Raw genomic sequence first — 14,854 nt, forward strand, 5'->3', positions numbered from 1 at the left:
TTGATGACTGCAAGGAAAAACTGTCTGAAGCCACAATTGTAAAAAGATTTGGCGTGTGTGAATTAAGGTTGCGCTCCCGCCGGGCGCAACCTTGCCAGCGTGCGCGACCGGCCATTTTGAAAAGGAGGATGCATGTCCTACCTCTATTACTGGCCGAGATTCCTGGTTCTATGCACTTTCGTCGCCAGCGGGGCAGTCGTTCACTTCCGCGGGCGCGTGCGGCATAAGCTGTCGCGGCAGTTGCTCGATCACTCGACCATCATGGCGCCGTACAACGCGCTCATGTACTTGTTCTCCGCAGTGCCGAACAAACCGTTCGTCGAGATGAAGCACTTCCCGGCGCTCCAGCCGTTGCAAGAGAACTGGGAGATGATTCGCGACGAAGCGATGCGGCTGTTCGACGAGGGTTATATCCGCGCGGCGGCGAAGTACAACGACCTCGGCTTCAATTCCTTTTTCCGCACGGGCAGGAGGCGTTTCTATCTCAAGTGGTACGGCGACTTTCTGCCGTCCGCCGAAACGCTGTGTCCCAAGACGGCGAAATTGCTGGCGAGCATTCCTTCAGTGAATGCGGCGATGTTCGCGCTGCTGCCGCCGGGCGCGCGGCTGGTCGCTCACCGCGATCCGTTCGCGGGTTCGTTGCGCTATCACCTCGGCTTGTCGACGCCGAATTCAGAGGCGTGTCGAATCGTCGTCGACGGTCAGCTGTACTACTGGAAGGACGGCGAGCCGGTGGTGTTCGATGAAACTTACATTCATCGCGCCGAGAATCAGACCGATCAGCAGCGGCTCATTCTGTTCTGCGATGTCGAGCGACCGTTGTCGAATCGGGTGATGGGATGGATCAATCGAACCCTCGGCCACGGCATGGTACGCGCGGCGGCGACGCAGAATGTCGAGGGCGAGAAGGTCGGTGTGCTGAATAAGCTGTTCGGCTACGTCTACCAGTTTCGATTGGTGGGCAAACGGATCAAGGCGTGGAACCGAACGGCCTACTATGTGCTCAAGTGGGCGCTGCTCGGTTCCGTCGCGTACGCGGTGTTCCTGAGAGTGTGACGTTCCGTTACGACTGCAGCTCCTTCATATATTTCTCATCTTGAGCGGCCGCGCGTTGAAACGCCGGCCGCGCGGCGCAACGGCCCGCGTAGTCGGTGAATGCCTTGCGAGGCTCCAGTGTCTTCGTCATCAACCCCCAGCCGATTTGCGAGCCGACATAGACGTCGGCGGCACTGAAGCGGTCGCCCAGAATAAAAGGGTGGGTGGAGACTGCTTTCTCCAATGCGTTGAGTGTGTCCGCGTAGCTGCCATAGCCCAGCGCGCCGGGGCGATCTACTTGGGGGCGCTTGAACATGTGATCCACGATCGCCGGCTCGACGCAGCCGGCACCGAAGAACATCCAACGATAATAGGTGCCACGTTCGGGTGAGTTGGTGGGTGGCGCGAGATTGGCGGCGGGGAAGGCGTCGGCGAGATAAGCACAGATCGCGGCGGCTTCCGTGATGACGGTGTCGCCATGTTTGATGGCGGGGACTTTGCCTATCGGGTTCACCGCCAGGAATTCCGGCGTTTTGTGCTCCGCTCGATCGAGTCTCAGCAGCTGGGTTTTGTAAGGAGCGCCCACCTCTTCGAGCATCCAATGCACGATGCGGGCACGGCTCTGCGGGTTGTGAAAGAAAGTGATGTCGGCCATGGCGGCGTCTCCTTCGGTGCTATGGACGCGCAGTTTAGCGCCGTCTGTTGACAGTGGAGCGGCCGTAGTTGATACACGGCTCATCCCACGCAGCAAGGAGAATGGAGATGCCCCGCTACGCCGACGGATTCGTCATCGTCGTTCCGAAAAAGAACCTGAAAGCTTATGAGGCCATGTCCAGGAAGGCCGGCAAGGTCTGGAAGGAGTATGGCGCGCTCGAGTACTGCGAGTGTGTCGGCGACGATCTGAAAGTGAAGTTCGGTACGCCGTTCCCGAAACTCTGCAAGCCCAAACCCAACGAAGTCGTGATCTTTTCCTGGATCCTGTTCAAGTCACGCACTCATCGCGACAAGGTCAACGCGAAAGTGATGAAGGATCCTCGACTGGGGCCGGAAATGGTCGGTGGCGAGATGCCATTCGACATGAAGCGCATGAGTTACGGCGGCTTCAGCGTGTTCGTCGATCTTTGATTGGAAGAGAGGCGGGAATCAAACCTGGCTCGGGTGAGCTCCGCGGCTGCCGCCGATGCGGGCATGCCGCGGAGTCTGACCTTGGGCGATAAACCCGAGCCGGGCATGTCGACTACCCTGGGCTCGATGATGGCGCCGGTCGTAAGACCAACTCAATGCTGAAGGGGAGCGCATGACTCAGCGCTCCTGTTACTGCAGCTGAGTCACAGTCACGCTGTAACCAACGTGTTCCATCGACTTGACACCAAAGGCACCGAAGGCGAGCGACACGGTGACGATGGCGACAGACACCAACATGCAAACGGCGCGCTGAGTGGACTGAGTGGCATTGCTGAGGGCGTACATGACATTTCTCCTGGTTGGGTTGCTTACTCACCCGCGTTATTGCGGTGTTCGTAGCTTCTGACGCGAGCACTTCTCATAGGGTTGCAACGGCAGCAGCAAAAAAAGCGAGCTGCCGGTCAACCACAGCTGGTTACCGGTGAATGCGGATAAGCAGGGGAGAAGCGATGCGCCTCGCGCCCTTATTCGGACGCGATGGGGGCGGGCAGCAGTACAGTTGAGATCGGATCGAGGCCTTACACCGCGGAATCAGAGAAGGCCTTAAGCAATGTGATGCAGTTCACAGGCGCCGGCGGCGCCGTGAAGGCGGGGAGACTTACTTGCCGGCGCGCGCCATCTTCGTACCGATGCCACCTTCGAGCCACTTGCGAACGCGGCGGGCATCGGCGACGCGGGTGAGCTTACCGAACGAATTGAGTAGCACGATGACGGTGGGGCGTTCCTGAATGGTCGCCCGCATGACCAGGCACTGGCCCGCGTCCTGAGTGAAGCCGGTCTTCTGGACCGAAATCTCCCAATCGTCCTTGGAGGTCAGGGAATTGGTGTTGCGGAATTCGAGCAATTGACGACCCACGTGCACGGTCAGGTGCTCGCTGGTCGAGTACTTCTCGATCAATCGCTCATGTGACGCTGCCATGACAAGCTTGGCCAGGTCTGAGGCGGTGGCGACGTTCTCGGCCGACAGGCCGGTGGGGTCGGCGAACCGCGAATTCTTCATGCCCAGCTCACGCGCCTTGGCATTCATCGCCTTGATGCAGGCCGGCAGGCCGCCGGTGTGGGCACGGCAGACCGCCTGAGCAGCGCGATTCTCCGACGACATCAGCGCCAGATGGAGCAGCTCGCCCCGGGTGAGCTTGGTGCCGACCGTCAAGCGCGAGGCGGACGCCTTGGTCTTGTCGCGGTCGACTTGCAGGATGGTCACCACCTCGTCCAGCGGCTGCTTGTCTTCGAGCACCACCAGCGCGGTCATCAGCTTGGTGATCGACGCAATCGGCATCACCTTCTGCGGCTGCTTGGAATACAGCACCGTCGCATCGCCCTCATCCATGATCAGCACGGACGCGGACTTGATCTGCAGCTTGCCGGCGGGCAGCGGCTGGGACCAGGAGAGGGGGGCGAGCAGCAGGGTGGAAGCGGCGAACAGCCACGGGCGGAGGCGGAAAGGGGTTCGCATCGCAGGAGATCGTGCCTTTAGTTCATGTTGATTCGATGGTCGCAAAGGTAACTCATTTGCAGCGGTTGCGAATGTGAGTTTTTCCCTGGTTGAGCCGGTGGTCGCGCGCGGCAAAACGCTTCGACGCCGGTACAATCGCGCCCCCCATGTCCAGCTCCGCCGAAGCCGCCGCCGCGCAACCCGATCTTTCGTTCTGGCAGGTCGTGCGCCTGTCGTTGCGAGGTCAGCACCTCGATTACACGGCTGTGCCGCTGAATCGAGCGGTGCTGCTGCTGGCCGTGCCCATGGTGCTGGAAATGATCATGGAGTCGCTGTTTGCCGTCGTCGACGTGTTCTGGGTGTCGCGACTCGGCTCGGATGCGATTGCGGTCGTCGGGCTCACCGAGTCGGTGATGACCCTCATCTATGCGGTCGCGATCGGCATTTCGTTTGCGGCCACTGCCATCGTCGCAAGGCGCATCGGCGAAAAGGATGCGGAGCGTGCCGCGCAGGCCGCGGGGCAAATTCTCCTGCTTGGCGTGACACTGTCGGCGGCAATGGGTCTGGTGCTGAGTTACTTCGCGTCGGACATTCTCCGGCTGATGGGCGCAAGCGACAGCATCGTGGCGATGGGCACCGACTTCGCACGCCTGATGCTCGGCTGCAATGTGACGGTGTTCATGATCTTCCTGATCAACGCCATCTTCCGCGGCGCCGGGGATGCGGTGCTGGCCATGCGCACGTTGTGGCTGGCGAATGCGTTGAACATTGTGCTCGGTCCATTTTTCATTTTCGGCTGGGGACCGTTTCCGGAAATGGGCGTGACCGGCGCGGCCGTGGCGACCAACATCGGTCGCGGCATCGGTGTGCTCTATCAACTATGGCACCTGGCAGGATTTCACAGCCGGGTGCAGGTCCGGTGGCGTCACTTGAAGCCTGCCTGGACGGATTTGCAGGCCATCATGAGCACGGCGAGCACGGGTATCGCGCAACTCATGATCGGTACCACGAGCTGGATCGGTCTGTTCAAGATCCTCGCGGCATTCGGTAGCGCGGCCATGGCTGGCTACACCATCGCCCTGCGCATCGTGATGTTCGCGTTGATGCCCGCGTGGGGGCTGGCGAATGCGGGCGCGACGCTGGTAGGTCAGAACCTCGGTGCCGGAAAACCCGAGCGCGCCGAGCAAGCCATCTGGATCGCGACCCGTTTCAATGTGATCTTTCTGGGTATCGTCGGTCTGGCCTTCGTGCTGGGATCGGGGCCACTGGTTCGGTTGTTTACCGACGATCCGCCGGTGCTCGAGCACGGCATCCGCGCTTTGTGGATCGTGAGTCTGGCGTTCCCATTGTATGCAGCCGGCATGTGTCTCGAAGCGGCATTCAATGGCGCTGGCGATACCTGGACGCCCACCCGCCTGAATTTCTTCTGTTTCTGGCTTGGACAGATTCCGTTGGCGTGGTTGCTGGCGGATTTCCTCGAGCTCGGACCGTTGGGTGTATTCATTGCGATACCCATCGGCTTTTCGGTGCTGGCGCTCTGGAGCCTGGTGTTGTTCAGGCGCGGGCGCTGGAAACAGCAACGGGTGTGACGTCGGACGGCGTTCGCAGAAAGAATTTTGGCCGCCCTGTAACCTTTTGGGATTTCGCCCCGTCCAAGCAAGGAACCGCACTCCCCGCCGCGCAGGCTTGAGGGTGCAACTGAAGGACGAGATCGGTGTTCTAACCCTGACCTCGCCGACTGAAGGACTCCGGTCGTGGAACCAGCAATGAAAAGCAGTGCAAATCCGTCTTCCATGCGTTACGAAACCGGTGCGGCCGTCACACCCTTTCCGACGCGTCCTGTTGAATCCCGGCAGCCGGCTCCGGTTCAGGAAGTCGCGCCCGCGGTCACTGAGGGATCGACTGATGAACATCATCAGGGCGGTGGTTTCACCCGGATCGAGCCCATGAAGGCGCTGATCGCGGCTGCGGTGATCGCGGTCCTCGGCGTTGGTGCATGGGTTGCTACGCGCACTCCGTCCACACCGGCAATTGCGGCACCTGCGCCCAACGCAGCACCGGTCGAACTCGCGGCGGTCGATGTTGCATCCGTCGAAGCGCGTGTCATTTCTCGCGCGCTGCCGTTGTCCGGCAGCATCGCGCCGTTCGTGCAGGCCACGCTGAAATCCAAAGTCGGCGGTGAAGTCGAGCAATTGAAGCTGCGTGAGGGCCAGGACGTGCGTGAAGGCGATGTGATCGCCCGCGTCGACACTCGCAATCTGCAAGCTCAGTACGATCGTGAAGCGGCGGCGGTCGAGAAGGCGCGTGCCGATCTGGATCTGGCTCGGCTCAATCGCGACAAGAATCGTCAGCTGCTGGAACAGAAATTCATTTCTCAGAACACGTTCGAGCAGACCGAGAGCGCGTTCAATGGCAGCGTCGCGAGCTTCAAGCTCGCCGAAGCGCAGGCGCGCGTGGCCAGGATCAATCTGGATGACGCCGTCATTCGCGCGCCGTTCAGCGGCACCATCGCGAAGCGACTGGTACAGCCGGGCGAGAAGGTGTCGCCGGACTCGGCGATCGTGACGCTGGTCGATCTGAAGCAGATGGTGCTGGAAGCGGCTGTGCCGTCGGCGGAGATTCCGTCGGTGCGCGTCGGCCAGAAAGTGCGCTTCCGTGTCAGTGGCTTCGGCGATCGTACGTTCGAAGGCGAAGTGCAGCGGATCAATCCGGTGACTGCCGACAACTCGCGTGCCATCACCATTTACATCGCCGTGCCCAATCCGGACAGCGCGCTCAAGGGCGGCATGTTCGCGCAGGGCCAGTTGATGTTGAGCTCGATGCAGCCGGTGCTCGCAGTGTCGCAACGAGCGGTGCGTGACGAGGCGGGTGTTTCCTATGTCTACGTCCTGCGCGACGACAAGATCGTCCGCGCGCCGGTGAAGGTCGGTCCGCGCAGTGAAGGCGAAGCGTTCGTCGAAGTTCAGGACGGGCTGAAAGCCGGCGATCAGGTCATCGTTGCCGACATCGGCGACGACAAGGCCGGTGCCGTCGCTCACGTGCGCAAGACCGAAACCACCGCGAAAGTCCCCACCGAAGTTGCTTCGACCCTCTGACCGGTCATCAGTCAGCAGTCGCTTCGTTAGTTTATGTGGATCACCAAGACCAGCATCAATCAGCCGGTGTTCGCGACCATGGTCATGCTGGCCCTGGTCGTGCTCGGCTTCTATTCGTACCGGCTGCTGCCGGTCGAGCAGATGCCCGAGATCAACGTGCCGCAGGCCTTCGTCTCGGTCTCCTATCCCGGTGCATCGCCCGAGGCCATCGAGAACGACGTCATCAAGCCGCTCGAGAACGTCATCAACAGCGTCGAGGGCGTCAAGAACATCTACGGCACGGCGCGCGAGGGTAACGCTTTCCTGATGATCGACTTCCGCATGGAAGTCGACAGCGTCGCGGCCACTCAGGAAGTGCGCGACAAAGTGGCGCAGATCCGTTCGTCACTGCCGCGCGAAGTTCGCGAGCCGACCATTTCACGAGCCACCAACGACAGCTCGACCGAGCCGGTCGTGAGCCTGGTTGTTTACTCGACGACGCGCAGCCTGCGCGAAGTCTCGACCATCGTCGATCAACAGATCGTCAAGCGGCTGCAGAATTCCTACGGCGTGGGCAACGTCTCGACCGGTGGTGCCGTCGAGCGGCAGGTGCAGATCTTCCTGCGGCCGGAGCAGTTGCAGAGTTTCCGTGTCGGTGTCGACCAGGTGGTCGCAGCGGTGCGCGCGGCGAATCAGGACCTGCCCGCCGGCATGATCTCGCGCGGCCCGACGGAACAGCTGGTTCGCGTCGAAGGCAAGATGAAGAACCCGCGCGACTTCGAGCGCATCATCGTCGCGAATCAGGGTGGCGCGCCGGTGTACCTGCATCAGGTTGCCGACATCGTCGACGGCGAGGCCGAAGAGCAATCCATCTCGCGCATGAACGGCCTGCGGTCCGTGTCGTTGGACGTCTATAAGGTCCAGGCCGCCAACATGGTCGAAGTCGGTAAAGGCGTCGACGAAGCGGTCGCCGATCTCACCTCGCGTCTGCCACCGGACATCGTCATCCGCACGTTGTGGTCCGATGCCAAGTTCATCCAGGGCTCGCTGGACCGGGTGAAGGAAACCATCATCGAAGGCGCGCTGCTGACGATTCTGATCGTGTTCCTGTTCCTGCACTCGTGGCGCTCCACCGTCATCACGGGTCTGACCCTGCCGATCTCGGTGATCGCGAGTTTCACGGCGCTGCATGCGTTCGGCTTCTCCCTCAACTTCATGACCTTGATGGCACTGTCGTTGTGTATCGGTCTGCTGATCGACGATGCCATCGTGGTGCGCGAGAACATCGTGCGCCATGCCGACATGGGCAAGGACCACCGCACGGCGGCGCTCGAAGGCACCAGCGAAATCGGCCTGGCGGTGATGGCGACGACGTTCGCGATCCTGGCCGTGTTCATCCCGGTGGCGTTCATGAGCGGCATCATCGGCAAGTTCTTCCTGCCATTCGGCATCACCGTGGCCGTCGCGGTGATGGTGTCGCTGTTCGTGAGCTTCACGCTCGACCCGATGCTGTCATCCGTGTGGCCGGATCCGAGCGAAGGACGGTTCCGTCGCGTGCCCTGGCTGGGCAAGGTGATGGAGCGCGTCGAGTCGGTCATCGATTACGCGCATCGGGTCTACGACAAGTTGTTGCGTTGGGCGCTGAGCGGTCGTCGCTACGGCATCACTCGTCGTGCAAGCATCAGTCCGCGGGCGTTGATGCTCGTGATTGCCGGCTTCTCTTTCTTCGGCAGCTTCGCGATCGTGCCGCTGGTCGGCACGGAGTTCGTGCCTCAGCAGGACGAAGGCATCATGTTCATGCGCATGAACACGCCCATCGGCTCGAGCCTCGAATACACCGACGCGAAGATTCGCGACGCCGAAGACGCCATTCGCGAGATCGAAGGCGTCGACAGCATCCTCACCACCGTCGGTACCGACGAAGGGCGCAACTACGCGCGCGTCCGCGTCCTGCTGAAGGACAAGGTGCTGTTCAAACGTCCGCCGCAGAAAGAGATCGAAGAACAGATTCGTAAGCGGCTCTCGACCATGGCGGGCTTGAGCCTGACGGTGCAGGGTCAGAACCAGCCGGTGGTCATTTCCATCCTGGGTCCCGAGAATGCCAAGCTGACCGAGCTGTCGCAGGAGCTGATGAAGCGGCTGTCGACCATTCCCGGCATCGCCGATCTGGAGAGCAGCGAGCGCGGCGCCAATCCGACCATCGCCGTGCGAATCAAGAACGAGCTCGCCAGCGATCTCGGCCTGACGACGCAGAGCATCGGTAACGCGCTGCGTCCGTTGATCGCGGGCGATCAGATCAGCACCTGGCTCGGCCCGGACGGTCAGGACTACGATGTGATCGTGCAGTTACCCAAGCAGCGTCGCGAAATCGTCACGGATCTCGGCGATCTCTATGTGAGCAGCACGCGTGTCGATGCAAACGGCAATCCGATGCTGGTGCCGATTCGCCAGATCGCGGACTTCGTCGAGACCACCAGTCCGCAACAGATCAAGCGACTCAACTTGCAACGACGGATCACCATCTACGGCAACGCGCAGGGGCGGCCGTCGGGCGACGTGGGCACCGACGCCGAGAAGATCGTCAAGGCCATGCAACTGCCGGCGGGCTATCGCTTCGACGTGAGCGGCGCGCAGCAGGAGATGAATGAAACGTCCGCTGCCGCCGGCGCCGCGCTCGGCCTCGCGGTCATCTTCATCTATCTGGTGCTGGCGTCGCAGTTCGGCAGCTTCCTGCAGCCGGTGGCGATCATGGCGTCGCTGCCGTTGTCGCTGATCGGTGTGTTGCTCGCGCTGGCGATGACCGGCACGACGTTGAACATCTTCTCCATCATCGGCTTCATCATGTTGATGGGCCTGGTGACCAAGAACGCCATTCTGCTCGTGGACTTCACCAATCAGGCGATCCGCAATGGCGTGCCGCTGCGTGAGGCGATCTTCGAGGCGGGCCAGGTACGTCTGCGCCCGATTCTGATGACGACGCTCGCGATGATCTTCGGCATGTTGCCGATGGCCATCGGCGTCGGGGCGGGCGGTGAGTTGCTCGCGCCGATGGGTCGCGCGGTGATCGGTGGCGTGATTACGTCGACGCTGCTGACGCTGCTCATCGTGCCGGTGCTTTACACCTACATTTACGGCTTCACCGAGCGTCTCAAAGCGCGCTGGCGTCGCGGCCAGCATCAGGAAGCCGCCCCTCACGCGGCCGAACCCGAGCCAGCCGCGCTCGTCGATCAAGCCGACCCGTCCGGCACGCCTCGGGCAACCTGACACATCAACGGTTGAGCTGCGCAAAATGGTGTGTCATTTTACGACGCACCTTTGGTCGCGGAGTCGCGCGTGTCCTCCGATCCTGCTCAATTGCTTGCCGAGCGCTCCGCTGCGGCGATGTATGCCAATGACCGGGCCTCGCAAGGCCTGGGCATGCGCGTCCTCGAAACTCGTCCCGGCTACGCGAGGCTCGCGATGCTGGTGCGCGAGGACATGTTGAACGGCCACTCGTCGTGTCACGGCGGCTTCATTTTTTCCTTGGCGGACAGCGCCTTCGCGTTCTCGTGCAATTCCCACGGCGGGGTGGTGGTCGCTGCCGCTGCATCGATCGATTTCCTGGCACCCGCGCAGGGCGGCGACGAGTTGATCGCTACCGCAGTCGAGCGTTGGCGATCCAAACGCAACGGTGTATATGAAGTAACGGTCGCCAATCAGCGCGGCGAGACGATTGCGCTGTTCCGCGGCCGCTCGCATCAGGTTCGCGAACCTTAGCCTTTCAGCACACTCTCGAATGCAGCGTTGCAGGAGGAGAGCATGTCGCTCGACAAAGAAACGTACCAGGTCATCGAGCGCAGCAGTGTCGATGAGCTGAGGGCATTACAGCTGCAGCGATTGAAATGGTCGCTGCGGCACGCCTACGACAACGTGCCTCACTACAAGAAGGCATTCGACGCCGCGGGCGCCCATCCCAACGACCTGCGGGCGCTCGAAGATCTGAGTCGCTTCCCGTTTCTGGTGAAGCAGGACTTTCGCGATCACTATCCTTTCGGTTTGCTCGCCGTCCCTCGGGAGCAAGCGGTTCGCTTGCACGCATCCAGTGGCACCACCGGCAAGCCCACGGTCGTCGCATACACGCGCAACGACATCGATGTTTGGGCTGAGCTGATGGCGAGATCCATCTTCGCCGGTGGCGGCCGGCCCGGGGATCTCGTCCACATCGCCTATGGCTACGGTTTGTTCACCGGCGGTCTCGGCGCGCACTACGGTGCCGAAAGACTCGGTTGTACTGTCGTGCCCATGTCGGGCGGGCAGACCGAGAAACAAGTGCAGCTCATTCGCGATCTCGAACCTCGCATCATCATGGTGACGCCATCGTACATGCTGGCGATCAGCGAAGAGTTTGCGCGTCAGGGAGTCGATCCGGCCTCATGTTCGCTGCGCATCGGCATCTTCGGTGCGGAACCCTGGACCAATGCCCTGCGTGCGCAGATCGAATCGCGCCTGGGCATCGACGCGCTCGATATTTATGGATTGTCGGAAGTGATGGGGCCGGGCGTCGCGATGGAGTGCATCTCGACCAAGGATGGGCCGGTGCTGTGGGAAGATCATTTCTATCCCGAGATCATCGATCCCGAGACCGGGCGCGTGTTGCCCGAAGGCGAAGAGGGCGAGCTGGTGCTGACCTCGCTGACCAAAGAAGCGCTGCCGGTGATTCGTTATCGCACCCGCGATCGCACCCGATTGTTACCACCGACGGCACGAACCATGCGGCGCATGGATCGAATCTCCGGTCGCACCGACGACATGTTGATCATCCGTGGCGTGAATGTGTTTCCAACTCAGATCGAAGAACTGATTCTGAGACAGGCGGCACTGGCGCCTCACTATCATTTGGAAATATTCCGCGAGGGCCACCTCGACTCGCTCACGGTCAACGTGGAATTGCAGGCGGGCGTCGAAGATCATCAAGCGCGGCGTGACGGCGTCGCGGGCGAGCTGGCTCGCTCGATCAAGTCATACATCGGCGTCACGACGACCGTCGTCGTTCATTCCTCCAGCTCGCTGGAACGCTCCATGGGCAAGGCCAAACGGGTCAGCGATCGTCGCCGGCCGACACAATGACCCGATCCCACCGCGTTCTTGCACGGTCGACCTTCTCGATCACTGGCTCTTCGTGCTCGACCAGCGGCGCCGACGGTATACACACGTACAACGGCGCGAACCTCGGTAATATCCACTGGATGAAGGTCGGCGAGGATGCGATGACCATCAAGTCCTCAGGCACGACTAAGGTGAGCAACATCGAAGGCTACGACACAATCGGGCAACACCAGCTATTGATTGGACCAGGGGATGGACGGTTGGCCGGGAGCGAGTGCTTCCGGCCGCTCTGGGAGGAACAGGGACGGTATGATCGATTTCAAGGACAGAAACATTGTCTCGAGCATCGTGATCGCGGCGGCCATTGCGCTCGCCGCGAGTTTCGTCTCGAAACAACGCGAGCAGGACCGGGCCGCGATCGTGGCCGAATCGGCGCTCACGCAAGCGTCGGGGCGACCGCTGGTTTCACCTCTGGTGCCGGAACAGTCGCGCGCTCTTGCGGCAACCGACGATGAATTCGACTGCGCATTCCTCGCGCAGGTCGAGCACAAATATCGGTTCCTGATTTCGGAAGTCGATGATGAGCACGTCGATGAGTTGCGGCGACGGCTGCTGGAGCGGGAGTCGGAAATGGATCTGCGCTCGCGCGATCGCATCGACGCGGGCATTGGCAAGATCCTGCCTGCGGAACGCTTTGCCTACTATCAGACGCTGAAGAATTCCGATCTCGAACAACATCACCTGGCCGAGTACACCCGCGGAATCGGCAATGTTGCGCCACTGGACCCGCATCAGGAACGCATCGTGCTGGATGCGAAGCTGCGTCAGAAGCAGCGCTACGCCTCGGTCATCCGAGACGCCGGGCTCGAACGGGAGAGTCTATCGGATGAGGAGTGCAAAGTAGCGCCTTGAGGGGAGGGTACGGTGCGTCATTTCGATTGCTGGAACTTCAGGCGGACCCGTACGCGTTCACTGCCCGATCCATCGCTGCGCGGTTGGTATTTCCACTGTTCGACGGCAGCGAGTGCTGCACGATTGAATATTCGCCCGCGACTCGTGTCCTCGATGCGCGGTTCGACTACATCGCCCGCGGCGGAAATCTGCAGGCTCACATCGACCCAACCCTCGATGCCGCGCATCAGCGCTTCTTGAGGATATTGAGGTTGAACCATTCGGATGAGCTTGGGCTCCGCCGCCGGCGCCGATACAACGGCTGGCATCGCAACTGCCGCCTGAGTTTCTACCTCTGCAGGAGCAGGCTGCACTTCGGGAAGCGCTGGCGCCATTGTTTGCAATGACGCTGCCGGTTCATTGGCCGCCAGCGATGCCGCGAGCGGAGCCGGGTCAGCGACTTTGGCCAGTGGCGCCGATGTGGTTTTCACTTCAGGCCCCGCGCCGCCAACGTTTGCTGTTGGCGCTGGTGGTGCAGTTTTCAGCGCGGCTGCCAATGCAGGGCGCGAGGTGGCGGTTTCAACAATCTTCGCGGGCTCGGTTTTTAAAAACGCGTCAGTGTTGGGCTTTACGACCTTGGCCGCGGCGGCCAGGAGCCGCTTCAACTGTACCCGCCACTGCACATCCAACAGCGCAAGGCCATTGTGATCCGGCTGCACTCGCCGTGCTTTTTCCAGCGCGACACCGGCTTCGGCAATCCGGTGCTGAGCCAGCAGCACTCGCGCGTTGGTGAGATGGCGATCGGCGATGGCGTCGATGCCGGCGATCGCATCGTGATTGTCGGGATCGAGTGCGAGCACGGTGCTGTAATAATGAAAGGCGCTGCGCTCGGGCGGATCGGTGTAGCGGCCGTCGGCCATCGCGGTACGGGCTTCGTTGAGATTGCGAGCGATCACGTCTCGCGGGTCGATGTCGGGAATGCGCTGAGCCGTCACCCACCATACCGCGAAGGCCACCGCTACGATGGCGATGGCGAATGCAATCCATGGAGTGCGGCCGCCGCGTTGCTCGTGATTTATTTCCGGAACGGCGCTTGGCGAAACCACAGTGGGTGGATGAGCGGCGAGCGGCACATCGACGATGGTCGGTGCCGTGGTCGGCGCGCTTGCCACTACTGTGTCTGATTCGATTCGTTCGCTCCGCCTGCGTTGGGCGGTCTGGTAGAACGGCGCGGTGATTTCATTTCGTCCGGACGCCAGTTCCAGTTGTACTCGCGCAGAATCGGTGGCCATGCGCTACTCCCCGGGGATGGCGGCCCTGCTGCGCCACAGCGCAAAGCGGGCTCGCTCTGCAGGCCAACGTAATCCAATAAAAATGTGGTGTCAGTGGTCGGAAGTCCTAATGTACGGAACTTCCGAGGTGGAGGTCGCGAGTGTCGTTTTTTCCGACGTAGGCAAACGGTGGGCTAGCGGCGCTCCATCGCATTGGCTTGCAGCTGCGGAAAGAACTCGGCGAAGTCGGCATCGAAGCCGGCGCGCTGTGCAATCAGATCGGCCACGCCTTGCTCCAGCGCAAACTCCCGCTGCCAGCGCGAGGACAGATACGCGGACAGGCGCCGCAGCGAGCGCTCCACGCCTTCGTGGTGTCGATACGAGCCGAGCAAATCGTGACGAATGATTCGATCGACGGTCACGCGCGCCGACGACGGCAACTCGATCTTGCTGGACTCGATGTCGGCGTAGAACTTCGCGGTGAAGGCGTCGAGCACGATGGGTGAGTAACGATCCCAACTGGTGGCCAGCAAGTGATCGTAAAAAACATCCACCAGCACGCCGCTGAAGCGACGGAACCCGGCGCTCACTCGCGAGCGGCTGAGCTTCACCAGCGGATGCGAATCGGTGAATGCGTCGATCTGCTTATGTTTCTGCACGCCGCGCTGGAAGGTGGCGCTCATCCGGCGCAACTCTTCTCCTCTGACGATATCGGCCAGCAGATTGCCGAGACGAAATTCGACGTCGGGCTCGGACAGAAAAACATGGGCCAGCCAATTCAAGAGCATTCCTTCCAGTCGATTCCGGCAATTTAGCTCAGGCGGACAATTGCGTCGAGGCGGATGTCGCCCGCGCCAGACACTGTATTCCGCGACAAT

13 protein-coding genes and 1 pseudogene are annotated in these 14,854 nt (G+C 61.4%); 9 read left to right on the forward strand and 5 right to left on the reverse strand.

The window, feature by feature from the left end:
* Positions 1–132: 132 nt before the first annotated feature.
* The gene (locus EKO19_RS31330; protein WP_129781367.1) at positions 133–1,056 is read left to right on the forward strand and encodes an aspartyl/asparaginyl beta-hydroxylase domain-containing protein; all 924 of its coding nucleotides are present in this window, start codon (positions 133–135) and stop codon (positions 1,054–1,056) included.
* Between the two features lie 7 nt (positions 1,057–1,063).
* Here EKO19_RS31330 and EKO19_RS31335 read toward each other — a convergent pair whose 3' ends face one another.
* Entirely contained in the window at positions 1,064–1,690 is a 627-nt protein-coding gene (locus tag EKO19_RS31335; protein WP_129781368.1) for a glutathione S-transferase family protein, read from the reverse strand.
* A gap of 107 nt (positions 1,691–1,797) precedes the next feature.
* Here EKO19_RS31335 and EKO19_RS31340 point away from each other — a divergent pair, with 107 nt between their 5' ends.
* Complete coding sequence (locus EKO19_RS31340; protein ID WP_129781369.1) at positions 1,798–2,160, forward strand: DUF1428 domain-containing protein; 363 nt, start codon at positions 1,798–1,800, stop codon at positions 2,158–2,160.
* Between the two features lie 189 nt (positions 2,161–2,349).
* Here the strand turns inward: EKO19_RS31340 and EKO19_RS38485 are convergent, their stop codons facing one another.
* Both EKO19_RS38485 and pbpG read right to left on the reverse strand, forming a co-directional pair.
* Positions 2,350–2,505, reverse strand: a complete 156-nt coding sequence (locus EKO19_RS38485; protein ID WP_157995523.1) for a hypothetical protein — start codon at positions 2,503–2,505, stop codon at positions 2,350–2,352.
* 313 nt (positions 2,506–2,818) lie between these two features.
* Positions 2,819–3,676, reverse strand: coding sequence for a D-alanyl-D-alanine endopeptidase (gene pbpG, locus EKO19_RS31345; RefSeq protein WP_129781370.1), 858 nt, complete (start codon positions 3,674–3,676; stop codon positions 2,819–2,821).
* Positions 3,677–3,822: 146 nt separating this feature from the next.
* Here pbpG and EKO19_RS31350 point away from each other — a divergent pair, with 146 nt between their 5' ends.
* The 7 genes and pseudogenes from EKO19_RS31350 to EKO19_RS31380 all read left to right on the forward strand — a co-directional run bounded on the left by EKO19_RS31350 (position 3,823) and on the right by EKO19_RS31380 (position 12,726).
* The gene (locus EKO19_RS31350) at positions 3,823–5,244 is read left to right on the forward strand and encodes an MATE family efflux transporter (RefSeq protein WP_129781371.1); all 1,422 of its coding nucleotides are present in this window, start codon (positions 3,823–3,825) and stop codon (positions 5,242–5,244) included.
* 177 nt (positions 5,245–5,421) lie between these two features.
* Entirely contained in the window at positions 5,422–6,750 is a 1,329-nt protein-coding gene (locus EKO19_RS31355) for an efflux RND transporter periplasmic adaptor subunit (RefSeq protein ID WP_129781372.1), read from the forward strand.
* Positions 6,751–6,783: 33 nt separating this feature from the next.
* On the forward strand, positions 6,784–9,993 hold the full coding sequence (locus EKO19_RS31360) for an efflux RND transporter permease subunit (protein WP_129781373.1): 3,210 nt from the start codon (positions 6,784–6,786) through the stop codon (positions 9,991–9,993).
* 117 nt (positions 9,994–10,110) lie between these two features.
* A complete protein-coding gene (paaI, locus tag EKO19_RS31365; RefSeq protein WP_129781667.1) occupies positions 10,111–10,485 on the forward strand; it encodes a hydroxyphenylacetyl-CoA thioesterase PaaI in 375 nt (124 codons plus the stop codon).
* 42 nt (positions 10,486–10,527) lie between these two features.
* Positions 10,528–11,835 (forward strand): phenylacetate--CoA ligase PaaK, encoded by a 1,308-nt coding sequence (gene paaK, locus EKO19_RS31370; RefSeq protein ID WP_129781374.1) that lies wholly within the window; start codon positions 10,528–10,530, stop codon positions 11,833–11,835.
* Positions 11,832–12,005 (forward strand): annotated as a pseudogene (locus EKO19_RS40065) (pectate lyase); the annotation flags it as partial. The gene paaK and the pseudogene EKO19_RS40065, both read left to right, overlap by 4 nt.
* A 118-nt stretch (positions 12,006–12,123) precedes the next feature.
* Positions 12,124–12,726 carry a hypothetical protein gene (locus EKO19_RS31380; protein ID WP_246039004.1) on the forward strand — a complete coding sequence of 201 codons (603 nt, stop codon included), beginning with the start codon at positions 12,124–12,126 and terminating at the stop codon, positions 12,724–12,726.
* Positions 12,727–12,743: 17 nt separating this feature from the next.
* Here the strand turns inward: EKO19_RS31380 and EKO19_RS31385 are convergent, their stop codons facing one another.
* Positions 12,744–13,625: an energy transducer TonB gene (locus EKO19_RS31385; RefSeq protein WP_157995524.1), complete on the reverse strand. Its 882-nt coding sequence runs from the start codon at positions 13,623–13,625 to the stop codon at positions 12,744–12,746.
* 545 nt (positions 13,626–14,170) lie between these two features.
* Entirely contained in the window at positions 14,171–14,758 is a 588-nt protein-coding gene (locus EKO19_RS31390) for an acyl carrier protein phosphodiesterase (RefSeq protein WP_157995525.1), read from the reverse strand.
* Between the last annotated feature and the right edge of the window lie 96 nt (positions 14,759–14,854).

Source organism: Peristeroidobacter soli (assembly GCF_004138485.1).
Lineage (GTDB): Bacteria > Pseudomonadota > Gammaproteobacteria > Steroidobacterales > Steroidobacteraceae > Steroidobacter > Steroidobacter soli.